Source organism: Alteromonas sp. ABH4_454, from assembly GCF_056311775.1.
In genome coordinates, this window is the sequence record NZ_CM149972.1 from 514,490 (window position 1) to 536,226 (window position 21,737).

Genomic DNA, 21,737 nt, shown 5'->3' on the forward strand with positions numbered 1-21,737 from the left:
TCTTTTTCACCCTCTTCGAAGGGGTGGTGGGCTGGCCGCAAAGCCCCCTTTGACGGGTTCACGGCGTGTTCTTGCGGCCAGCCTACTTCCATTTCTACTCTTGATCTTCCGGTCTATCCATATTTTCTGTAGCTTCTAACCACATGGCGTTGATAATGCCGAAAGAGCACGCCAGTAAAACACCTAATATCCAAGCGAAATACCACATAAATATCTCCTTAATAGATAGTGTGCGATTGGTCGAGGTCATCATTTTTGATGCGACCACGCATCACGTAAAAGCTATAAGCGGTGTAGCTAAGTACAATGGGTACAAAGATACAGGCAACAATGAACATAACGTTCAGCGTCATGTGACTAGACGTTGCATCCCATACGGTAAGGCTAGCTTCTGGCATGGTGATGCTAGGCATTAGGAACGGGAACATTGAAAAGCCCGCAGTTAAAATTACACCCGTGATAAACAATGCACTTGATACGAACGCCATACCCGGATTGCCTTTCTTAGAGAAGAACGCGCAGGCAAGACCAGCTACTACACCTAATACAGGGGCTACCACCATGAAAGGATATTTGCTGTAATTGCTCATCCAAGCGCCCGCTTCAATAGCTACCTCTTTCTTAAGCGGGTTCGATGTGGCAATAGTGTCTACCGCAGAGGTAATCACAAAGCCATCTAAGCCAAATGCTACCCAAACACCTGCAATAACAAACAAGGCTACGCCTACCAGGCTCAATACTACTGACACGGCGCGGGCTCTAACTTCAATAAAACCATCGGTTTTCATTTGTAACCAGGTTGCACCGTGGTTAAGTAAAATAGCTACTGACAGTAATCCGCTCACCAGGGCAAAAGGCGTCAGCAAACCAAAGAACGAACCTGTATAGGTTGATTTAAGGGTGCTATCTAGCTCGAAAGGCACACCTAATAGCAGGTTACCAAACGCCACGCCAAAAATGAGCGACGGAATAATGCCACCAGCAAAAAGCGCCCAGTCCCAGGCTTTGCGCCACTGAGGGTTTGGTAGTTTACTGCGGTAGTCAAAACCAATAGGACGCATCCATAGGGCAATTAAGGTTAATGCTAACGCGAGGTAAAAGCCCGAAAACGCCGTAGCATAAATCATTGGCCACGCCGCAAAGATAGCGCCACCAGCGGTAATAAACCATACCTGATTTCCGTCCCAGTGAGGTCCAACGGTGTTAATCATCACACGACGTTCTTTGTCATTTTTCCCGATAAGGGTAAGCAAAGCGCCCACTCCTAAATCGAAGCCGTCAGTGACGGCGAACCCAATTAGCAGCACGCCAACTAAGCACCACCAAATGACGCGTAACAGTTCATAATCAATCATGCTTTTGCTCCTTGCTCATCAAGGTCAATAAGATCAAGCTCAGTTTCAGTCTTTGTATCTTCCGGAGGCACAGGACCTTTCTTCGCGAATTTTTTCATTAGGTAAAAGCCAATGATGAACATTGCTGTGTAGAAGACGGTATAGGCAACAATAGTGATTACCACATCGCTAATCGCCAAGTTAGACACTGAGGTATGCACCGGCAATACTTCTGCAATAGACCATGGCTGACGACCATATTCAGCAACGAACCAGCCTGCTTCACACGCCACCCAAGGAAGTGGCAAACCATAAAGCGCGCCTCTTAGTAGCCAGCGAGGCTTGGTGATTTTATGTTTTGTACTGTAATAAAATGCGCACAAGAACAGAGCAAGCATAATGAAACCTGCAGCAACCATGATTCGGAAACTCCAAAATAGCGGGGCCACCGGAGGAATGCTGTAGTCAACGGCTTGTTGAATCGCCGTTTCTGATGGGTTTGATACATCGTCTGTGTAGGGCTCAAGCAGCATGGCGTAGCCAAGACTGTCTTTGTTGGCTTCAAAGGCTGCACGCTGCTCAGCGGTCGCTGTGCCGTTTCTTACATCATCAAGCACTTCGTACGCTTTAATGCCGCTTAAAATACGCTCGCGATTCTCTTCTTTAAGATCCTTAATACCTTTCACTTCTTCGGTTAACGAACGGGTTGCAATGATGCCCATTGCCCACGGAATCTGAAGGGCGTATTCGGTTTCCTCTTTCTCATCGTTAGGTATACCAAAAACAGTGAAGGGTGCTGGCGCGGGATGCGTTTCATATTCAGCTTCCACAGCAGCTAATTTCACTTTTTGCACGTCACCCAGTTCATAGCCACTTTCGTCACCAAGCACAATAACTGATAATGTGGCCGCTAAACCAAAGCTTGCAGCTATAGCGAATGAACGACGCGCAAAAGCGATGTGTTTATGATTAAGCAGGTAATAGCTTGAAATGGCTAATACGAACATAGCGCCAGTCACGTAACCTGCAGATACCGTGTGAACGAACTTAACTTGTGCAACCGGGTTGAAAACAACCTCAGCGAAGCTGGTCATTTCCATACGCATGGCTTCAAAGTTAAATTCAGCGCCTACTGGATACTGCATCCAACCATTAGCGATTAAGATCCATAATGCTGAAAAGTTTGAGCCAATGGCGACCAGCCAGGTTGCCATAAGGTGTTTAACCTTAGACATTTTGTCCCAGCCAAAGAAGAACAAACCTACGAATGTAGATTCTAAGAAGAACGCCATCAGTCCTTCAATAGCCAGAGGTGCTCCAAAAATATCGCCCACATAGTGAGAATAGTATGACCAGTTCATGCCGAACTGGAACTCCATGGTTAAGCCAGTAGCTACCCCAATGGCAAAGTTAATTCCAAACAGCTTTCCCCAAAACTGGGTCATTTGCTTATATATCTCTTTACCTGTCATCACGTAAACGGATTCCATAATGGCAAGTAAAAAGCTAAGCCCTAACGTTAAGGGCACAAAAATAAAGTGGAACATCGCAGTTAATGCAAATTGCCACCGCGATAGTTCTATTAACGTATCGCTCATGGGTTATCTCCCTTGTCAAACAGGTGCGCTAAGCGCATGAAATAAAAATGGGTCGTTTAATATTCAGTGGGATATCTACTGAAATTGCAGCTTTGGCAGCTTTGTTAGAGCACGGTCTATGCCACTCGCCAAATTGGTTTCACTTTAAAAGCAAAGCTTGGTTGCAGAACGGCATCTTCGTACGCTGCAGAGGGATTATTCCATGGTCGAAAGTTGAGCACTTTGATCCATCGCAAGAATCTAATATGAAAACCGCGTCATTTTTGTCAATAAAGAGACAAAAATGACACTGATGTAAAGGGGAGGAAAGTGTTAGCACTTTGTCAGTAAGACATTGTGGGACTAAGTTGTAAAATCACCGCTATTCAGGTTGGTATGTAAGCGTGAAAGCACCGCGCAAATCACCAACCTTAAACCCCGTAGCTTGGTCATCAGGGTAATGCTTGGCAATAACGTCTTTCACAGCAGGGGCTACATTAGTGCCATGGCACGCCATACAAAGTTGACCTTGTTCAATGGCCATCATATAACGAAATTCACCGCTTTCATCATCATACTGATATGCGTCTAAGGGTCTTTTAAGCGGTTCACTAGTTAGTTTGTTTTTCTCTAAAAGACTAGAAAAATGCGCTAGCTGTTCTCGCTCCCAGCCATCCGGTGCATTATCCGGGTTACGTACTTTGAGTGAAGTACGTCCTACCGCCCAACCATTCTTGCTTAGGCTCTCAGCAATTGGCCCTGCGGCTAATTGGCACTCTTCTACGCCCGCTGTTAAACCACCAGATTTTATAGCTTGTTGAAGTCGCGTTTTTAATCCGGCGCCAAGTGCTTTTACGTGCCCTTTGGCCTGTTTCACTTTTATTTGCACCTCGCCTTCTTGCGCATCAGCATTAGCCACTTGAGGTTTTTCAGCGAGACTACAGACTGCTTAACATTGCGCTTAATATCGTGCTTAACGCCATTAAAGCCACATATTTATTCATAAGGTAACGCTCCTGATAACTGAGTTTATGGCTACTAAAGCCAAGTCATTTATCTCAAACAGTGAACAAGCTTTGTGCCAGTATGTTAAATTGATGAAATAAAATTAGAATTAACTAATACGCTGACAATGAACATATCAATTGTACAAGCAATGATAGATGCAATAGACAAACCCGCTATTTTCATCAATCAAAACTATATTATTGAGGCGGTCAATGCGCCTTACAGAGACACGTACCCCGTTAATATTAAGTTAGGCTATAGCACCTGCTATCAGGTATCTCATCGCAACAACAAACCCTGTGATCAATGCGGCGAGCAGTGTCCCATGCAGCAAAGTAAGACGACTGGACGAGCGGCGAGCGTGGTACATATTCACTCCACCAGCGAAGGTCAAAGTTATTGCGATATTTTGATGCGTCCAATTTTCGATGGAAATGGCGATTTATTAGGTTATTTAGAGATTTTAGATAAGCTTGCATTTGCATCTAATAGTCCTGCAGCAGGCAAAATGATTGGCGAGTCTGAAGCATTTAAAACTATGCTTAATAAAATAAATCGCGCTGCAAATTCAGATATAGCCGTACTGCTACATGGAGAAACTGGTACAGGTAAAGAGTTAGTCTCGCAAGCATTGCACTCTAGCAGTAGTCGAGCAAACAAGCCTTTTGTCGTAATCGAATGCACTGGACTGTCTGACGCTTTACTTGAAAGTGAGTTATTCGGCTACGAAAAAGGTGCCTTCACTGGCGCTACTTCAAACAAAAAAGGGCTAGTAGAAGCGGCGGATGGCGGCACCCTATTTTTTGATGAAGTAGGTGATATACCGCTTGCCATGCAGGTTAAACTACTAAGATTGTTTGAAACCCAAACCTATCGCCCCGTGGGTAGCGTAGTCTCTAAGAAAGCTAACTTCCGTTTGGTTTGCGCATCGCATAAGAATTTGAAACAAATGGTAGAAAGAGGCGAGTTTCGACGCGATCTTTATTACCGAATTGCGGGCTTTCCTATTAGCCTTCCGTCTTTGCGAGAAAGACCGTCAGATATTGCGCTTATCGCAACGCACTTTTTAGCGCAGTCGCAAGAGAAAAAGCGTTTCAGCAAGAAAACACTAGAGAAATTGAGTAGCTATACTTTTCCGGGCAATATTCGCGAGTTACGTAACATCGTGGAGCAATCCATATTACTTGCCGATGAGACCGTAATATACGAGTCAGACTTGCCTGACCTTGACGATGACTTTACAGGCGAAGACCTAAGCCCAGTGGCAAATAGTAATGGTAAATACGTTCGAAAAGTGGATATTAAGGGGCTGGCAAAGCCTGCGAATGAAGTTATGACCCTAGAAGAAGCCGAGCATGCTTATCTTGCTGAAGTTTATGATACTTTCAAAGGCGATATAAACCAGCTTGCGGACCAGTTGGGCGTGAGTACACGTACCCTTTATCGAAAATTAAATAAAGCCGGTATCAAAGCAGGTATTAACGAACACAATTAATCAGTGGAAATAAACTGTCGGCACAGGCTATGATAAAAGTGCGCAATCTAAAAAGATAAAAAATGTCGATTAAACGCCTTACAGCCTTAACACTCTGCCTCTGTATGCTTTTGCAAAATGCATTAGCACTAGGCCTTGCTTCGCATACTATGCAGCATGCCCGTGGGTTGGTGGGTGATGACATTGAGCTTATCTGTACTGGCAAAACCATGCGCTATATATCGGTAAGCGCAACAGAGCTTGAAGGTGAGTTTGTATTTATAAGCCCAGAATTACTTAAAGCACCTGTTGAGCACGTAGATTGTACCAACGGCACGTTGGCCGACCTTCCTCAAATGGACAACGTACCTGTAGATGCATTAGTAGTGCTATCCCTTGTGCGCTATCGCGCCTTAGTATCTCGCCTTGCAGCAGCGCCCTACACATCATTTGCGTTTGCCGCCCCGCTTGGCCGCGCTCCACCAATTGCATAACAAAACCTTAAAACACACTTAACGCGCATGGTTTAACCGTGCATAAAGTTCGTTTATTTAATGGAATTGTTATGAAGTATTCTTTACTGGCATTCGCTATTTCAGACTGCCTGCACATCTGCACACGTTTATGCAAACACATCGGCGTTCGTTGACAGCGCTTCAACAGAAGTGATTACAGTTATTGGCTCTTCGCTTAAGGATAATACAGTAGAAATTGAGCGAGAAACGGTGACCGCCGCAACTAATATAGACGCTGATTTTGGCGATCAGTTAGCGCAACTGCCTGGCGTATCCGTTTCCCGAAACGGGCCGGTTACAGGTCTTATTCAATACCGAGGGCTGTTTGGCGATAGGGTCGGTCTATCTATCGACGGTGTCGATATAGCGGGCGCGGGGCCTAACTCCATGGACTCGCCATTATCCCACGTACTACCAGAGCCAGGTCTTACTGCTACTTTGTATCGCGGTATTGTACCGGTGAGTGCTGGGGTGCAAACGCTAGGTGGAAAGCTGCGAATTAACGCCGATGCGGCATCTCTTTTTGCTTTAGGTAGCGGTATTACTGGCAGTGTAAATGCAAGTTTAATTGGCCCGGGTAGCGGACAACAATACCAAGGCAATGTGCTTTACAAAACGGACCAAGCTTTCATTAGCGGCGCCTTCATGCATCAGCAGCGTGATGAGCGAGAATCGGGCGATAACGCCGTTATACCTAACAGCCATTACCAAAGAAATGGCGGCAAATTTAGGCTTGGCTATGAATGGGGAAAGCACCAATTCGATGCTAGCTATCAACAACTAAATACCAATGAGAGCGGCACACCAGCGCTCGCCATGGATATAGGTTTTATTGATGCAGCATGGTACCGACTAGGTTATCGCTACAACGCCGGCGAAGCAGAGTACTTTGCCATAAATTGGTTTGGCAACAGTAACCAACATGCCATGGATAACTTTTCCCAGCGCATGGTAATGTCAGCTGATATGGCTAGAGAGAATAATGCAGACGCTATCGCTCAGGGTTTGGATGCCAAGTACGTTATGCCGTTGGATAACGGCGAGCTTGAACTGGGCGCTTATCTACACCACAGCCGCAACAACTCTGTTATTACTAACCCTAATAACGGTATGTTCTTTGTAGATAACTTTACTAATGTACAAAGAGATACCGCGAGTATTTATGCCCAATGGACAATAAACAAAGAAGCCTATTCGTCTACTTATGGTGCGCGATACACCCGCGTTAATATGGAAGCCGGAGAAGCGGGTTCTAACATGGTGATGATGAACCCAGCAGTTGCTACGTTAGTCAGTAATTTTAACGCCGCTGAGCGTGACGAAAACTATAACATGTTAGATATAGCCGCTACCACCCGCTACCATGCGAGCGACTCGCTTGATATCGTGCTTGGTATTTCTCAGAAAAATCGCGCTCCTACCTATTTCGAACGTTATACCTGGCTGCCACTTGGCATCTCGGGCGGCATGGCTGACGGCTTTAACTACATAGGCAACCTCGAGTTAGACAATGAAACTGCGCGTAAATTAGATGTGGGTGTTGATTACACCTATAAAAATTGGACTATCTCTCCACGCCTTTTCTATCAAGACATAGAAGACTACATTACCGGCTCACCTAGTACGAATATGGCGGCGAACATGGTATCTACCATGATGGCTGGTACAGCGCCATTTCAGTGGACGAATACCGACGCTGTTATCAAAGGTGTAGATATGGCCGTGCAAGGCGAGCTTAGTGAAAACCTAAGCTTGCGAGCAGTAGCAACCATTCAGCATGGTAACCGTGATGACATTGATGATGCTTTGTTCCGCATTGCGCCAGAGCAGTTAACAACAACAGTTCAATGGAATACTCAGGTCTTTGACGCGCCGCTTCAGATGCAGCTTACATCTGAATTAGCAGGTGCACAAAACCATATCTCGGCACTGCAAAGTGAAGCACCCACAGCAGGCTATGGTTTGTTTCATATCTCAGGGCTTTTAACGCTTTTTGATAATGCGCAGTCGAATCTTCAGGTTACGGCAACTATTCATAACCTGTTCGACAAACAATATGCTCCACATACAGCCGGCATCAATCGAGTAATGAACGCCGATGTTGAAGTAGGAGAGCGCGTGCCTGGTGCTGGAAGGGAGTGGCATCTGTCGTTGAACTATCGCTTTTAAGCAGCCAAAAAATAACGGAAAAGGCAAAAAACATGCTGAGCTTAAGAAGCTAACTTCTTAAGCTCTTTTTTCTATAACAAGCTAGCTATAGCCTGCCATAGCAGGCGAAGGGCTAAAAGCGTCACTACAATCTTAAACGCCAGCATAAACTTCTCCGCCGGCACACGCTTTAATACCTTCAAACCAAAAAACGTGCCGAGCGCACCACTGGCAATCATAATGATGATAAGCCCTGCCCACTGCGCAAAAGAAAACCCTACAAAGGTAAACACGAAGGCTTTAAGGCCGTGCTGGAGTGTCATGCAGCTGGCAAATGTGCCGGTTATCTGCATTTTGCTATATTTATTTCGGTGTACAAATGCAGCCACCAAAGGCCCTGTGGCACCTACAAACATTGAAACCAAGGTGGTCACCAACCCCGCCAACGTTCTACCCGCGGGCCTCATTTCTTGTGCTTTGGGTTTACTCCCCCACACTAAAAATAAAATGAATGCAGCAACTGCAAACTGAATGATAACGAGCGGCAGCTGAACCACAATAAACGACGCTAAGAAAGCGCCAACAACTGCACCTAAAGAAAAATATTTCAGCATACGCCAGTCGATATGCTTTGCCGTCATCAGTGCACGATTTCCGTTGGAACCAAGCTGAACTAGCCCGTGAACTGGGATCAGCGCACTAACCGGCATAGTACCTGCCATTACAGCAAGCAATAACACCCCGCCACCAATACCTAATGTTGCAGTCATCATAGACGTAAAGAATGATGTGACAACAAGCACTACTGACGTTGACATCGACAATGTATCGTTGGCCGTTAACCAGCTAAAAATTAACTCCAAGAGTCAAACTCCACCTTAATTTATGACACTGTTTGCGTGGCGTTAGTGATCACAACACCATACAACACCGTTTAAATATCATACAAAGTTACTTGTGTCGCGTTAGGTTATTTAGCATGCCTTCTATTAGCTATTTAAACAAAGCACTTCAAATAATATGCGACAAGCACAGCACAAAAGACGCCAAGCTTGTTGCCAGGCAAATTCTCCATAACAGTGGCTTTACTGATGAAGATATCTATAACTGTTTAAAGCAGGGCTCGATTATTCGCATTACCATATTTGAAGCCTAGAGTAGTATTACACCTTTCATCTTATACCTTACACTTACTGCTTGCCCACCCGCTCGCATGGGTCTGATTTCTTAACCTAAAAAACCGTTGACTTTCTGTTTGGCGCACAGGATACTCGGGTCATTAAATACTCACTAGCAGCACACTGTTTTTAAACACTATGCCTAAAAACATGAATATACATACTGCTTACTCAGCATCTGCGCTGATTATTATTCTCGCTATTCTAAGGAATGGGCGGGTTAGCTAGTGCGTAAATAGAATTCACTAAACCCGCCGCAAAGGCGGGTTTTTTATTGGCTCGTCTTGCGGTAAAAAGAACGGAACGACAGCCATGAACAATCCAATATCTCACGTGTTACAACAGTTGCATGACGCAGTAAACCGCGGCGATCAAGACGCCTTATCCCAATGTTATGCTAGCGATGCAACAGTGGTCGCTACCCCCATGTCCAATTCAATGCAAAACCAAATCATTGAAGAACATGCTACGCAACGCGACTGCGTTGACGCCCTGCTTAAATTTCAAAAGAAATTTATGCCCGAGCATTTTGTTACCACCGGAGATGAACGGGTTATACAAGCCGGTGACGTAGCGCTAGTCGTGGCTAAGCTTTATCTTGTACCCAAAGCTACACCCAACGCCCTACCCTGCGAGGGCAAGCGCGCCGTCTACGTTTTGCAAAGGGATGCGAGTGGTGAATGGCGCTGTGTCATCGATAACTTCTTCGGTACTGACTTGTTAGATTTTGCATGACCGACACCAATATACGAATTCAGAATCAATAACGGTAGAAAGCAACTGAGAAATAGTCGCTTATATATAAAGCGGAGAAAGAAGCGAGGGCTGTTATAAACGAAATTAACGAATGTATAATAAATATGAAAGATTCAGAAAATAAGGGCATATCGCTATGCCCTTTATCTGTGAATTGCTAAATTCAAACACTCATTAGCGTTTGTTAAACACTACGCCTGATTAGTGGTCGTGATCGTCGTGCTCGTGTTCTTCAGCAATACCTAGCCAAACTGCACCTGCAGGCTCAAAATCCAGTTCAAGCAAGGTTTCCGTGGTCTCGCTTTCCAAATCAACAGCAAGGATAGCTTGCGCGACAGGGTCAACAACAAACAAGGCTTCTTCGTGTTGCGATGCCGCCATGCTAAATGACTGACCTTCTGCTAGGTTTGCGGCGCTGGCACTGGCCACATCAATTTTGTGCGACAATTCCCAGTGCGTATCACCGTCTTCTTCATGCGCTTCTAGCAGAGTTACAAAACCTTTGTCATCTAAAATAACAAAGAATTCACCGCCCATTGAGAAGCCGTATGACACTGCATGAGCGTCAGTCTCTGGCTGCCAATCAATTACGCTCATTGTACTGGTTACGGGCGACACGTTAGCTAAAACAGCACTACCACCGCCGTACTGTGAAGCAATACCGATAAACGCGTCTGCGTGTTCGTGTCCATACATTGTGCCAATGCGCAGGTCGCCAAGCGCATCAATGTTGTCGATAAACGTGCTGGTAAATACTTCATCAGCTTCGTTTAATATTAATACACCGTCGCTACAGCCAAATGCCACAGCGATTTCGTTTTGAGCTGCGCCATGTAAATCAGCACACTCGCCATCAAAGCGTTGCTCTTCTTCGTACTCGCCATCATGCCAGTGATATACCGCAACACTGTCTGGCAAGATTGGGTTGGCTGAAAGAGACTCTGCATCATCACGACGTACGGTACTAATCAGCATGTCACCACGAGGCTCGGCGACACCGTGCATGTTTACGGTAAACTCCAAAGTAGGAACGTCTGTAATTTCACTGGCAATTTGAGTGTCAGTTACCACTTTTACCGCTGCAGGCATACTGGTATCGGCGTCACCATCGTAAAACACTGCAAGCTGACCATCGTGGGTTACTACGTGAGTCGGTTGGCTGCCTTCTAGTGTGAAATCAGACAAACTTGGAGCTTCCTCATAGTCATGAAGGTGTTCTACGTGGTCTTCACGCCATAATCCACCATCGAGAAACTCAGTTAATCCGTTTGCTCGGCTGTTAATTACTGCAAAGCGGTAGTCTGCTGAGGCGCTTACACTACTACCATCATGGGTGGTAGAGAAGGTATCGAGTACTGAATCATCATCTAAATCAAACACAGTGAGCGTATTTGAAGCAGCATCAGCGACCACTAATCTGCCTTCACTTTCTATTTCATAGTCTGAGTCGTGGTCGTGATCGTCTTCTGGCACCTCAATAGGATCCAGCTCTACAATGTTTGTTTCTGCATCACCACAGCCTGCAAGCAAAAGCGCACTGGCTATAGCGCTAAGCGTAAGTCTAGTTTTCATGTGTGTATCCCTATCAATAATTCTTTTTCTAAGCTGATTTTAAAAATAACCACGTACACCGAAGGCAAAGTTTCTGCCTGGACGCGGTGCAATATCTTTCAAAAATGAGGTGTGAACGCGCGCTTCTTCGTCTGTGAGGTTTTCACCGCTCAGGTAAACAGATAAGTCGACGTCACCCAATGGAATGTCATAGGTGATTGCTGCATCAACAAGGGTGTAACCGTCAGTTTCAGTCTCGAAGTTTGAGATGTCGTCTTGTTTGGCAAAATGCGTAATGTCTAAGTCGGCGCGGATGTTATCAAGTGTGTAAGCAACATGTGTCCCCACGCGCATAGGCGACGTACGCGGCAGTGCGCCACCATCTTTAAGTCGGGCTTTAACGTAATCGGCGAAGAAATCAGGCTTTAGGTTATCAGTGGTTTGCCATGCAACCTGTAATTCAAAACCATGAAGAATGGCGTCAGCTGAACCAAATAGGTAGACAGGTAATTCATCGCTGTGTTCGTCTTCGCTGTGCTCTTCATCACTGTGCTCTTCTTCACCATGATCGTGGTCATGACCACTTTCAGCGAATAAACCAGTTTCTTCATGGAAATAATAGTTATCTACTTGGTTATAAAAAGCATTAAATACAAAACCAACATCGCCCTGTGTTTTTCTAAACGTTAGGTCGATATTGTTGGCCGTCTCAAGATCGATAGGCGTTTGAGAAAGCACAAACTCCCCTTCCTCTGACAAATCAAACAAGGCGCCTATTTCATAGGTACGGGTGCCAATATGCGGGCCAAAAGAAAGGAGCTCAGAGGCTGAAGGCGCCCGCTCTGAACGGGAAAGTGAAACGCCTACGTTATAGCTATCATTGATGGTGTAAACCACACCTGCCGACAGTGACATAGGCGTAAACTCTTGGTCTACCGCGAACTGGCGAACAAACTCACTGCCTTCGTGTTCATCATGATCATGCTCGTCTTCTTCGTGCTCTTCATCATGGTCGTGAGCATCTAACTCGGGCAGCAACACACTCGAAGCGTCCAGCGTTACTCTTTCTGCTCGGGCTCCTAATTGAACCAAGAAGTCACCAAAATGACGTTCTTCCATCAACGCTATAGCGAACATCTCCATTTCTGAAGGAGGTGTAAAGGCCTCTTCACCTTGCGCCGAAACGTCCGCGCCTTTGTAGTGAAGACTCACACCGCCACGCCAGCCGGCCATGGGTTTGTGCAATAGCTCAACGCGAAGTTCTTCGGTTTCATTGCTAAACGTAGTACCGACAAAACCACTCTCTACTTCAGCGTGTTCGTAATCGGTATAGCCCGCTCTAAAGTGAACACTTTGCAAAAAGTCATGAGTAAAGTTGTACTCACCTAAAAGTTGATACTTAGTCTGCTCGAGATCAGCGAACACTGATGAGTCATCACCATGGCTATCACCAGGCACGCCGTACTCTCGCTCGAACCTTTCTACCGCTACACCAACATAACCTTGGTCAAATAAGTAGCTAGTACCTAATGTAAACCCGTGGGATTCTTCGTTGCTGTTCTCAACTACATGCTCGCCATCCGGGTCGTCGATATCAGGCGCCATTGGGGTTTCATAGTCATTTGAGTCGCGATAAAAACCGTCAGCATAGAAGGCTATGTTGTCAACGCCAGTGGTCACGTTAAACGTTCCTAGCTTCTGGTCGTTAACGCTTTGGGTTTCTAGTAAAAATTCCCCACGTGTTTCAGTGGAGGTCGGCACGCGTTGGTCAACTACGTTAACCACACCGCCTATTGCACCGCTACCAAAGAAAAGGGTCGCAGGCCCTCGTAGTACTTCAATTTGGTTAGCGGTTGAGGCTTCACTTGCTACTGCATGGTCTGGGCCAACGCGAGAAACGTCGCTCACATCCAACCCGTTTTGCGTGATCAGTACCCTTGGACCGCTGAGGCCTCGAATTATCGGCGTGCTTGCAACGTTGCCATGAAAATTAGATTGTACGCCAGGCAGTTTCTCTAGCGTATCGCCAAGTGTTGCCGCCTGTTGACGTCGTAAGGTTTCACCTGATAACACGCTTACTGGCGTAGCCGATTCCATGACAGATAAGTGCATAGGGGTGGCATGCACATCAATCACTTCAATAGCACTTCGCGCTAGGACAAAGTTAGTGCCACCTGTAGAGTTCGATTGCACTGTTGCCTCTTTATGCAAATGAGCAAAACCCGATGCAAAAATATGCAGCGTGTAGTCACCGTCCTTTACGTCAGAGAAAATGAACTCACCCTGCTCGTTAGTGCTGGTAACCCGCTTTAGCGCCTCAATTTCAACAGTGGCATTGGCGAGAGGCTTTCCTGCTGCATTGGTTACCGTGCCAGAAAGCGTTTGTGCTAGCACTAACGGAGACGCAAAAAGTGACGCAGGCGCTAAAAGCGATAAGCCTAGCGCCAATCGAGACAGTTTCATTATTCTAACCTCTGATTTGTGTAATGTGATAATGTATCAACTTTATTTTTATGGTATGTTATATTGTAACATTTACGCAAGAGGTAAAAATGAAAACCATTTCTATTACGTGGAAAAAATCAAAAAAAGCGCTACGCGCCTCTTCAGCTTTTCTTAAAGTGGGTGCTTTTGCCGGATTGAACTTGGCTGGAATGGTTATAAGCACTATTCACGCTGCGCAGCATACTCACGGCGAAGGAAAGCTACAAATCCTACAAGCGGGAAGTGAATGGCAGTTTGTACTTCAGTTACCTGTTGCCGATGTATTGGGGTTTGAGTACACACCGACCACAGCTGACGAAAAGAAACGCTATCAGAACATGCAGGAATTGTTTCTGCGCTTCGACGACATTTTTTCCCTTAGCAATACGTGTGAATTGCTCGATACCACCCTTGAGAGCCCTTGGGAAATAGCCGAGGTACATGATGAGCATGATGAGCATGATGAGCATGATGAGCATGATGAGCATGATGAGCATGATGAGCATGATGAGCATGATGAGCATGACAGTGAACACGAAAGCGACGCCCATCACAACACCCATTCTGATTTTCGCGTAGCGTACCTGCTTAGCTGCCAAGAACCTCTTAAGCGTATTGAAATGACAGGGTTTTCCCATTGGCCAAGCTTGCAGCATGTCAACACTATTTGGGTAACAAACAAAGGGCAAGGCGCTATGGAAATAACCCCAAGTCAGCCAACGTTATCCATTACCAACTAATTATTTTTATACTCTGAGGCGCAAGTTTCATTAATGAAGCATGCGCCATAGCAATATTCGGAAATACTATGAATTCTGTAACTCAAGGAAGCAGCGCAATGCCAAAAGTGCAGCTCATTTCAGACAAAATCGCTATGACCCTTTCATCGCTTTGCGTCATCCATTGTTTATTAACGCCTATTCTATTGATTTCAATACCGGCATTGGCAAGCGTGTCTATTCTCAATGATGAAACCTTCCATCAAATACTACTGTTTTTTGTACTGCCTATTGGCGCCTTTGCGCTGTCAGTAGGCTATTTACACCACCGAAATAAATGGGTGGTATTAGCTGGCGCTACTGGTCTTACATTGCTAAGCAGCCCACTGCTGGTCGAATGGGTAGGTTTAGGGCACGAGGTGCTTGGCGAATATGGTGAAGTAACAATCACGGTAGTCGCTTCATTAATTATTGTCAGTGCGCATATTGCCAATTACCGGCTCAGAGAAACTACTCAGGGCTCGACCTGCGAAGAGCGAGAGACAGCACAATCACACACCTATTAGTTTCATCACTTCATCAAAAACGTTTGTTCTTTTGAGCGACGCTTAAAAATATAGCGATGTAAGGGTCTTTAAGGTTTTAGTCAGAGGTCATTTTGTCTAGTTTCGATCATCGCGACACGGTACTACCCGATGTCACTACTGAGCAATCTACTGCTCAAGTTCCTGCTATTGATAGTGTTGGGATGCAGGGTATTGCAATACCGCTACACGTATTAGGTAAACGCGGAGAGCGTTTAGCCAGTCAGGCAAAGGTGGATGTAACAGTGAGTTTAGATCATCCCAACGCCAAAGGCATTCACATGTCTCGTTTGTACAAGCTGCTACAGCAGTACTTGAGCAATAAGGATCTTCACAAGTCGGCACTAACAAGCTTAATAAACGCGCTTATCGATTCGCAAGATGGGCTCAGTAAAAGCGCACAATTAAATTTGCATTTTGATCTAGCCGTGTCGCGTCCAGCGCTTATTAGTAAAACGTCAGGGTATCAATCCTACCCTGCTTCACTGTGTGTAATGCGTACATCAGAGCATTACAAAGCGCAGCTCAAGCTAAGAGTGCCTTATTCCAGTACGTGCCCATGCTCTGCATCACTTTCACGCAAGGCATTGGCAGAGGCCTTCGTGAAACAATTTGAGAGCAAACAGTTTGAGAGCAAGCAGTTTGCTGGAATGCAATCTGAGGGGCAGCAAGCAACTGTAGAAGAAATGGGCGCTTGGCTTGCTTCTAAAGAAGCCAGCATCGCCACAGCGCATGCCCAGCGCTCTTTTGCCGATATAACCTTGGATTTGGCTAATAACGATATTCCCGACTTCGTAGGCATTATCGACTTAGTAGAAACTGCGCTGGGCACGCCGCTTCAAACCGCGGTTAAGCGAGAAGATGAGCAGGCGTTTGCAAAACGCAATGCCGAAAACCTAATGTTCGTTGAAGATTCGGTAAGACGTCTACATGCCGCGTTCAGTACGTATTACCAAGCAACCTATTTTCGTGTAAAAGTAGAACATCAAGAAAGTCTGCATGCACACGACGCTATCGCTGAAATATCAGGCCCGGTTCACCGATAAAATCATACATGGTTGTGTACGTTGAAATTCGCAAGCAGAGAAAACGATAAAAGGAAAATAACATTGTTATCTGTAAAAAAATTCGCTGATATCAGCAAACTAGCGTGCATTAGCGCTGCGGTATCAGTTATCGCGGCATGCTCGTCAACACCATCTACCACGCTGGCCGGTGAAAAAGCGCATACGCTGTCTAACGCTGTGATATACCAAACCAGTAGCAAAGAGTACCCTGTTCTTTCAAGCTTTGTGTACAACCAAGCCATTGCCGCACTGCCTACGCGTTTTGCTAATGGCGACGTTGTCGTCATGGATGTTGATGAAACCGTGCTAGATAATAGTACCTACCAAAAAGAGCGCGAGAGTGTCGGCTTAGGTTATTCATCAAAAAGCTGGGCTGACTGGGTAAAGCGTGAAGAAGCCACACTGGTTCCCGGCGTCGCTGATTTTATCGACGAGGTTATTAAGCGAAATGGAAAAGTGGCGCTTATTACGAATCGCGATAAAACGCTTGATAAGCACACGTGGAATAATCTTTTAGCACAAGGTTTACCGCTGACCACCAGCAATACCTGCGTAGTTGGCCGTACTGCTGAAGATAAAAAAGCAGTCGGACAAGAAGGTATGGTTAATGACAAAGACTTGCGAAGAATGCAGCTTATTAACGGCAAGATAGCTTGCTCAAATACATCTAACAACACAGCATCAGCTTGGTCGGCAACTCACACTATTATCATGCAAATTGGCGACAATATTGAAGATGTGGGCGGCGTAACCCAAGAATCTGCTAATGTTGAGGCGCTAATGCCTCGAGTTGGTACAGAGATTTTCATTCTGCCAAACCCAATGTACGGTTCTTGGTAGTACATTGAAAAAATAAGATTAACGAATGTCGCTTTCTATATGGAAAGCGCCATTCTTAGATTCCGCTTTTCCATCATTAATACCATTTCCCAATCCTGAATAGGGCTTTATTTCTATTACGTCTAGTAGGTAAGCCGATGTTCCTTGAGAGTCTTCATAGAGCCCTGTAGAAAACTCACCCGAGAAAGTATAAGCCTGCTGAATGTTTATTCCCCTAATACCGCCTTGTTCTTGGGTATTATTCAGCGAAACAAACACAATTTGATTCGGCGGAGGCGGCGGATAGTGAATACATGCGCCAAAATATGGAACAATGAAAAATGCCGTTATTTCACGCTCTGCATTTGCTTCAACAGGTACAATGAACCCGCTAAGCTCAACATACTCTCCGTTAAATGTATCAACCGTATTCACTGAAATCAGCGCTTGTTGATACTCATCGTCGAACGTACGCTGAATAGACTGAAATACCTGTTCGTGAAGAGGTAAATTCTGCTGAGGATTTTGAGTCGATTGGGTCTTGCCCAACAGCGCCTTTTCGGCGTCGGGTAACAAGGCATCCCAAGTTAAAACTTGATACTGTTGGGTTTCCTGCAGTCGCGTGCCGTCTTGATAAATAACAACGTCACTGCTGAAAAATCCGATAAGGCCATTAAGTTTGCCATTAAGCCCTAAACCGACGAACGCACCTAATGCGGCGAATGCAATAAAGAAAGCCAGTAAAGCAAAAGAGGGGCGCTTCATTTGTGCATTCAGCGCCTAACTCGCTAAAATTTTTACTTTGCGCGTATAAGTGACTGGCACATTCTTTTTAAGCGCATACACTTTTAGTACGAGTTCGTGGGTGCCCTCTTCTTTTGCCTGAAAGCTAATAGCTTGTTCACCTTTAGCCGAGACCAGGGCGAATCGCTGCGGCGAAAGTAGCGTTACGCCGTCGCTTGCCATTACATCTACACTCACTTCTTTATAGTTCGAAGGAATGGTAAATCGCAGAGGTACAGCAGACGCTTCGAGCTTTGCCACTTCATGCTTCCTATCGATATTAAGGGAGATAAGTGGCTCTTTCGCTGCCGCTAGGTGCTGCTGCATCATAGGATGCTGAAAACCAAACTGCATATTACCCATTCCCGCGTGCAGTTCGCATGCACTGCTATGAAATACTATTGAGCTCGATAAAAGAGTGGCTGCAACGACCGTCTTTTTCATGTTAGTTACTCCTCGTACAGCGTAAAGCTGTCTAGCACTAATGAATAGGCTGATGTACCCAGTGCACTTTCGTGGTTGTCGATTTTTACCGTACCTTCAAACCAATAAGGATCGTACAAGTTTTCTACTGCGACACCTTCTTTGTATTCAACGTACAAAATTTGATTAGGCGGTGGTGGCGGCATATGTAAGCAAGCACCAAAATACGGTACGACGAAAAAGGCAGTGGCCTTTTGTTCTTCATTTTGCTCTAAAGGTACAATAAATCCGGGGATGCGAATGGCTTTACCATCAAATTCATCTATTACCCGGGTTGACACTAAAGCTTGCTGATATCGTTGTGCTTGTTCATCTTCTAGCTGCTTTGAAGCAAAATCATCAATTGAGTCGGCGGCAGATCCATCGGCAATATCGTTTAAAAACTCAGGTCTGTTTAAAAGCGCGCTCAAATCGTCCTCGGGCATAAGGGCTACCCAGTCAATTTCTTCGTAACCGGCGGCTCGGGTTAAGTTTAACGCGCTAACTAACATTAGTAGTGTCGCAATTAAACCAAGTTTAACGCTAGGAAGCGTGACAAAAAATTTCACAAAGATGCCCCATCAAAGAAACAAAAATACGTTATAACATAATATATTTCAATAAAGTAAGTTTTACGTTTATCTACCCACATTGTTGATTGAGACCTTCATAACAAGAAACTTAGCTCAATATTGTCGAAGCTCGAAACGAAAGACTATATTTTAGTGAATGGAGTTTTTATAAATAGGCGCATAGTTGAATGACTAGAACTGGACTTTTTGTCACAAGTGTATTGCTCACCCTTCTCGCGTTAAAGCCCGCCTACGCTGCTACAAACCAAATCAACCCTGCACCAAACGATGAAGTTATAGCCAGTATCAAAGCGCTACATCGAGCACCCGAAAAAGAAATGGCTAGATTAAAGTCGCTGCTCGATTCAAATCAGTTCTCTCCAAAACGTCATGAATGGGTATACCTTTATGCCTTAGGTAAAGAAAAACAGGGCGAATATGATGAAGCTTTAGCACTCGCAGAGAAATGCATAAGCGATGTTTACGCTAGTAGGCTAATGCAGCAACGCGCAAAATTGCTCAAAGCCAAAATACTTTCACGCAAAGGCGAAATTCAAGAATCGATTAGCTTGCTCAACGCCGTTAAGCAGTGGTCTATGAACCATGGCGTAATACAATTGAATATTGGCGTATTAATGACACTAGGTACTACTTTTGAAAATATTGAAGAACCTAAGCTTGCTCTTGATAACTATCTCTCCGCTTATGAATTAGCTACACAGTTCAAGACACAAGTCCCCCCCTCTCATATTGCTGGTCTGATAGGCACTATTTATTTGCAGCAGTCTAAATTCGAAGAAGCAAAAGCATATTTAAACGAAGCTTATGAATTTGCGGTTAAAAAGAAAAACACTGTTAATCAAAGTCGGGTAGCAGAAAAGCTTGCTCGAACAGAGCTAGGGCTTTCAAACTTTAAAGACTCCGCGCGCTTTTTTGAATTAGCCATAGAGATTGCAAGAAAAAACAATAACTCCCTCCTACTAGCCAAAGCCCTACTCGGCAAAGGGGAAATGTTGTTAGTGCAAGGGAATACCTCTGAGGTAGCCAGCGCCGCTCGCCTTTTATTTGAAGAAGCAAGCGACCTAGCCCGTGATTTAGACTCTACTACTATTTACTTTAACTCGCTTATAGCGCTTTCTCGTCTGGCGCTGTCCAGCGGAGACAAAACAGAGGCATTAGAGATGGTTAGGCTTGCAGAAGAGGTAATAGCGAGCGCAGAAGCAGGCGTTGCCCATTTGGAAGCCGCTTATCTTAAACTGTCTATTCTTGAGAGGTTTGGCAACGAGCAAGATACGATAGACGCACTCAAGCACTACATTGAATTAAATAAGAAAATAACCGAATCACTAGATAAGTCGCGTGAGCAAATAATACGAACGCTTTACGAACTAGACGAAATTCAGGCAGAAAATAGCGACTTAAAAGCTATCACTCAATTACAAGAAGAAAAGCTTGCGCTTAACCAGCAACGAAACTTTTTACTGGCTGTAATCACTGGGTTATGTCTAATACTTAGCTTACTACTGTTTTTACTCTACATTAAGCGTGCGCGTTACCAAAAAAGGTTAGAGCGGCTTGCTACTACCGATGCATTAACCCGCTTTTATAACCGGGTCAAAATTCTAGAGTTACTGGAAGGATCTCTCGCCACCTTTGAAGCGGCTAACGAAAAATTTTACGTAGCAATGTTAGACATCGATTTCTTCAAATCTATCAATGATAACTATGGTCACAAAATGGGCGATGATGCATTGCGCCTATTCGCTCGCACTGCGCGACAGCTTTTTACTAAACACGTCGATATGGGCAGGTTAGGAGGTGAAGAGTTTCTGTTTATATTCCATTGCGCTAAAGAAGACCAAATTTACAAACAGCTTGATAGCTTCCGTCAGACGCTAAAAATAGCCTCTGCAAGTCAACTCTGTGCAGACATTAAATTAACATTCTCAGCAGGATTAAAAGTAATTGAGTCCGCGCAAAGCGCTACTGCCATTTTAGAAGATACAGACAGAGCCCTTTATGAAGCCAAAGAAACTGGCAGAGATAAAACCGCTGTAATTAAATGTTTGTAATTTGATACACATTAATGGGAAAAAACTACATAGCCGTATCTCACATGCAAAATACGTTTTTTATAAAAGCGTCAAAGATAACGACAATAACCTTTCAATATCAACAATTTAAAACACCCCCAACTCCATAAAAAAAGATTGGCACAGATCACGCATACATTAGACTAACGGATAAACGCAGAACGTAATTTGTAGCCAGGACGGCTTTAGCGACGGAGAGGCCAGATTACGTAAATATCAAAGACTGAAGGTGACGACATAGGAAGCATATGGAATGGTTACCAAGGATGAATGGATGAGTCAGTGTTTGAAATTGAAGGATACCTGTAGAGCATTCGTTAAATTGCTGGTCGATGATGAGGTTAGGTAAAAGATAACCTAGATAAACTCGCAGGACGCATGGCTCTTGTTTCATAAGGATTGTAAACAAGCTCTGAGTGCCTACATCGCAAGCACTGACAGTGATGTCTCGTGCAGCAAGGGATTGTTGACCCTATTTGGATTCGTTGAAGTACGTGTGTGTTGCTTCAGCGAAACCATAGTGAGGACACTGGTAATGTCGTCGATATTATTAGTGAGTTGTCACCCGACGACATTCCTCTCCCCTCAAAGGCCCATCCCGGCCTTTACATAC

General features: G+C 44.9%; 20 protein-coding genes. 10 read left to right on the forward strand and 10 right to left on the reverse strand.

Going from position 1 to position 21,737, the window contains the following annotated elements:
- Positions 1-94: 94 nt before the first annotated feature.
- The 4 genes from cydX to ACYX4W_RS02215 form a co-directional block, all read right to left on the reverse strand.
- Positions 95-208, reverse strand: coding sequence for a cytochrome bd-I oxidase subunit CydX (cydX, locus tag ACYX4W_RS02200; protein ID WP_012519975.1), 114 nt, complete (start codon positions 206-208; stop codon positions 95-97).
- Between the two features lie 10 nt (positions 209-218).
- Positions 219-1,355, reverse strand: coding sequence for a cytochrome d ubiquinol oxidase subunit II (gene cydB / locus ACYX4W_RS02205; RefSeq protein WP_476074538.1), 1,137 nt, complete (start codon positions 1,353-1,355; stop codon positions 219-221).
- On the reverse strand, positions 1,352-2,932 hold the full coding sequence (locus ACYX4W_RS02210; protein ID WP_476074539.1) for a cytochrome ubiquinol oxidase subunit I: 1,581 nt from the start codon (positions 2,930-2,932) through the stop codon (positions 1,352-1,354). Before ACYX4W_RS02210 ends, cydB begins: the two co-directional genes overlap by 4 nt.
- Positions 2,933-3,293: 361 nt before the next feature.
- Positions 3,294-3,830 (reverse strand): Tll0287-like domain-containing protein, encoded by a 537-nt coding sequence (locus ACYX4W_RS02215; RefSeq protein WP_476074540.1) that lies wholly within the window; start codon positions 3,828-3,830, stop codon positions 3,294-3,296.
- A gap of 237 nt (positions 3,831-4,067) precedes the next feature.
- On the opposite strand from ACYX4W_RS02215, the gene ACYX4W_RS02220 reads away from it, so the two are divergent.
- The 3 genes from ACYX4W_RS02220 (at position 4,068) to ACYX4W_RS02230 (ending at position 8,077) form a co-directional block, all read left to right on the forward strand.
- Positions 4,068-5,414, forward strand: coding sequence for a sigma-54 interaction domain-containing protein (locus tag ACYX4W_RS02220; RefSeq protein WP_476075431.1), 1,347 nt, complete (start codon positions 4,068-4,070; stop codon positions 5,412-5,414).
- Between the two features lie 62 nt (positions 5,415-5,476).
- Positions 5,477-5,887 (forward strand): hypothetical protein, encoded by a 411-nt coding sequence (locus ACYX4W_RS02225; RefSeq protein ID WP_476074541.1) that lies wholly within the window; start codon positions 5,477-5,479, stop codon positions 5,885-5,887.
- A gap of 171 nt (positions 5,888-6,058) precedes the next feature.
- Entirely contained in the window at positions 6,059-8,077 is a 2,019-nt protein-coding gene (locus ACYX4W_RS02230) for a TonB-dependent receptor (RefSeq protein ID WP_476074542.1), read from the forward strand.
- 71 nt (positions 8,078-8,148) lie between these two features.
- Here the strand turns inward: ACYX4W_RS02230 and ACYX4W_RS02235 are convergent, their stop codons facing one another.
- Positions 8,149-8,919, reverse strand: coding sequence for a sulfite exporter TauE/SafE family protein (locus ACYX4W_RS02235; protein WP_476074543.1), 771 nt, complete (start codon positions 8,917-8,919; stop codon positions 8,149-8,151).
- 116 nt (positions 8,920-9,035) lie between these two features.
- Between ACYX4W_RS02235 and ACYX4W_RS02240 the strand changes: the two genes are divergently transcribed.
- Entirely contained in the window at positions 9,036-9,212 is a 177-nt protein-coding gene (locus ACYX4W_RS02240) for a hypothetical protein (protein WP_269918435.1), read from the forward strand.
- Positions 9,213-9,546: 334 nt separating this feature from the next.
- The gene (locus tag ACYX4W_RS02245; protein WP_474856601.1) at positions 9,547-9,969 is read left to right on the forward strand and encodes a YybH family protein; all 423 of its coding nucleotides are present in this window, start codon (positions 9,547-9,549) and stop codon (positions 9,967-9,969) included.
- 222 nt (positions 9,970-10,191) lie between these two features.
- On the opposite strand, the gene ACYX4W_RS02250 is transcribed toward ACYX4W_RS02245, so the two are convergent.
- Both ACYX4W_RS02250 and ACYX4W_RS02255 read right to left on the reverse strand, forming a co-directional pair.
- A complete protein-coding gene (locus tag ACYX4W_RS02250) occupies positions 10,192-11,562 on the reverse strand; it encodes a 5-methyltetrahydrofolate--homocysteine methyltransferase (protein ID WP_476074544.1) in 1,371 nt (456 codons plus the stop codon).
- 39 nt (positions 11,563-11,601) lie between these two features.
- On the reverse strand, positions 11,602-14,007 hold the full coding sequence (locus ACYX4W_RS02255; RefSeq protein WP_476075432.1) for a TonB-dependent receptor: 2,406 nt from the start codon (positions 14,005-14,007) through the stop codon (positions 11,602-11,604).
- A gap of 86 nt (positions 14,008-14,093) precedes the next feature.
- On the opposite strand from ACYX4W_RS02255, the gene ACYX4W_RS02260 reads away from it, so the two are divergent.
- The 4 genes from ACYX4W_RS02260 (at position 14,094) to ACYX4W_RS02275 (ending at position 17,235) form a co-directional block, all read left to right on the forward strand.
- Complete coding sequence (locus ACYX4W_RS02260; protein WP_476074545.1) at positions 14,094-14,765, forward strand: ZrgA family zinc uptake protein; 672 nt, start codon at positions 14,094-14,096, stop codon at positions 14,763-14,765.
- A 68-nt stretch (positions 14,766-14,833) separates the two neighbouring features.
- Positions 14,834-15,310, forward strand: coding sequence for a MerC domain-containing protein (locus tag ACYX4W_RS02265; protein WP_474856604.1), 477 nt, complete (start codon positions 14,834-14,836; stop codon positions 15,308-15,310).
- Between the two features lie 92 nt (positions 15,311-15,402).
- Complete coding sequence (folE2, locus tag ACYX4W_RS02270) at positions 15,403-16,374, forward strand: GTP cyclohydrolase FolE2 (protein ID WP_476074546.1); 972 nt, start codon at positions 15,403-15,405, stop codon at positions 16,372-16,374.
- Positions 16,375-16,437: 63 nt separating this feature from the next.
- A complete protein-coding gene (locus ACYX4W_RS02275) occupies positions 16,438-17,235 on the forward strand; it encodes a 5'-nucleotidase, lipoprotein e(P4) family (protein ID WP_474856606.1) in 798 nt (265 codons plus the stop codon).
- 18 nt (positions 17,236-17,253) lie between these two features.
- Here ACYX4W_RS02275 and ACYX4W_RS02280 read toward each other — a convergent pair whose 3' ends face one another.
- The 3 genes from ACYX4W_RS02280 to ACYX4W_RS02290 are packed head-to-tail and all read right to left on the reverse strand — an operon-like array spanning position 17,254 to position 19,028.
- Positions 17,254-17,979, reverse strand: a complete 726-nt coding sequence (locus ACYX4W_RS02280; protein ID WP_476074547.1) for a DUF3299 domain-containing protein — start codon at positions 17,977-17,979, stop codon at positions 17,254-17,256.
- 15 nt (positions 17,980-17,994) lie between these two features.
- Positions 17,995-18,441 (reverse strand): hypothetical protein, encoded by a 447-nt coding sequence (locus ACYX4W_RS02285; RefSeq protein ID WP_179984904.1) that lies wholly within the window; start codon positions 18,439-18,441, stop codon positions 17,995-17,997.
- A gap of 5 nt (positions 18,442-18,446) precedes the next feature.
- The gene (locus ACYX4W_RS02290; protein WP_476074548.1) at positions 18,447-19,028 is read right to left on the reverse strand and encodes a DUF3299 domain-containing protein; all 582 of its coding nucleotides are present in this window, start codon (positions 19,026-19,028) and stop codon (positions 18,447-18,449) included.
- Between the two features lie 191 nt (positions 19,029-19,219).
- Here ACYX4W_RS02290 and ACYX4W_RS02295 point away from each other — a divergent pair, with 191 nt between their 5' ends.
- Complete coding sequence (locus tag ACYX4W_RS02295; protein WP_476074549.1) at positions 19,220-21,103, forward strand: diguanylate cyclase; 1,884 nt, start codon at positions 19,220-19,222, stop codon at positions 21,101-21,103.
- The last annotated feature ends 634 nt before the right edge of the window (positions 21,104-21,737 follow it).

What these genes read in the sequence shown, in the direction of transcription:
- ACYX4W_RS02210 (WP_476074539.1), bottom strand. Translation starts at nt 2,932, where the DNA reads ATGAGCGATACGTTAATAGAACTATCGCGGTGGCAATTTGCATTAACT.
- ACYX4W_RS02285 (WP_179984904.1), bottom strand. Translation starts at nt 18,441, where the DNA reads ATGAAAAAGACGGTCGTTGCAGCCACTCTTTTATCGAGCTCAATAGTA.
- ACYX4W_RS02220 (WP_476075431.1), top strand. Translation starts at nt 4,068, where the DNA reads ATGATAGATGCAATAGACAAACCCGCTATTTTCATCAATCAAAACTAT.
- ACYX4W_RS02240 (WP_269918435.1), top strand. Translation starts at nt 9,036, where the DNA reads ATGCCTTCTATTAGCTATTTAAACAAAGCACTTCAAATAATATGCGAC.
- ACYX4W_RS02245 (WP_474856601.1), top strand. Translation starts at nt 9,547, where the DNA reads ATGAACAATCCAATATCTCACGTGTTACAACAGTTGCATGACGCAGTA.
- ACYX4W_RS02250 (WP_476074544.1), bottom strand. Translation starts at nt 11,562, where the DNA reads ATGAAAACTAGACTTACGCTTAGCGCTATAGCCAGTGCGCTTTTGCTT.
- ACYX4W_RS02225 (WP_476074541.1), top strand. Translation starts at nt 5,477, where the DNA reads ATGTCGATTAAACGCCTTACAGCCTTAACACTCTGCCTCTGTATGCTT.
- cydX (WP_012519975.1), bottom strand. Translation starts at nt 208, where the DNA reads ATGTGGTATTTCGCTTGGATATTAGGTGTTTTACTGGCGTGCTCTTTC.
- ACYX4W_RS02260 (WP_476074545.1), top strand. Translation starts at nt 14,094, where the DNA reads ATGAAAACCATTTCTATTACGTGGAAAAAATCAAAAAAAGCGCTACGC.
- ACYX4W_RS02280 (WP_476074547.1), bottom strand. Translation starts at nt 17,979, where the DNA reads ATGAAGCGCCCCTCTTTTGCTTTACTGGCTTTCTTTATTGCATTCGCC.
- cydB (WP_476074538.1), bottom strand. Translation starts at nt 1,355, where the DNA reads ATGATTGATTATGAACTGTTACGCGTCATTTGGTGGTGCTTAGTTGGC.
- ACYX4W_RS02265 (WP_474856604.1), top strand. Translation starts at nt 14,834, where the DNA reads ATGAATTCTGTAACTCAAGGAAGCAGCGCAATGCCAAAAGTGCAGCTC.
- ACYX4W_RS02295 (WP_476074549.1), top strand. Translation starts at nt 19,220, where the DNA reads ATGACTAGAACTGGACTTTTTGTCACAAGTGTATTGCTCACCCTTCTC.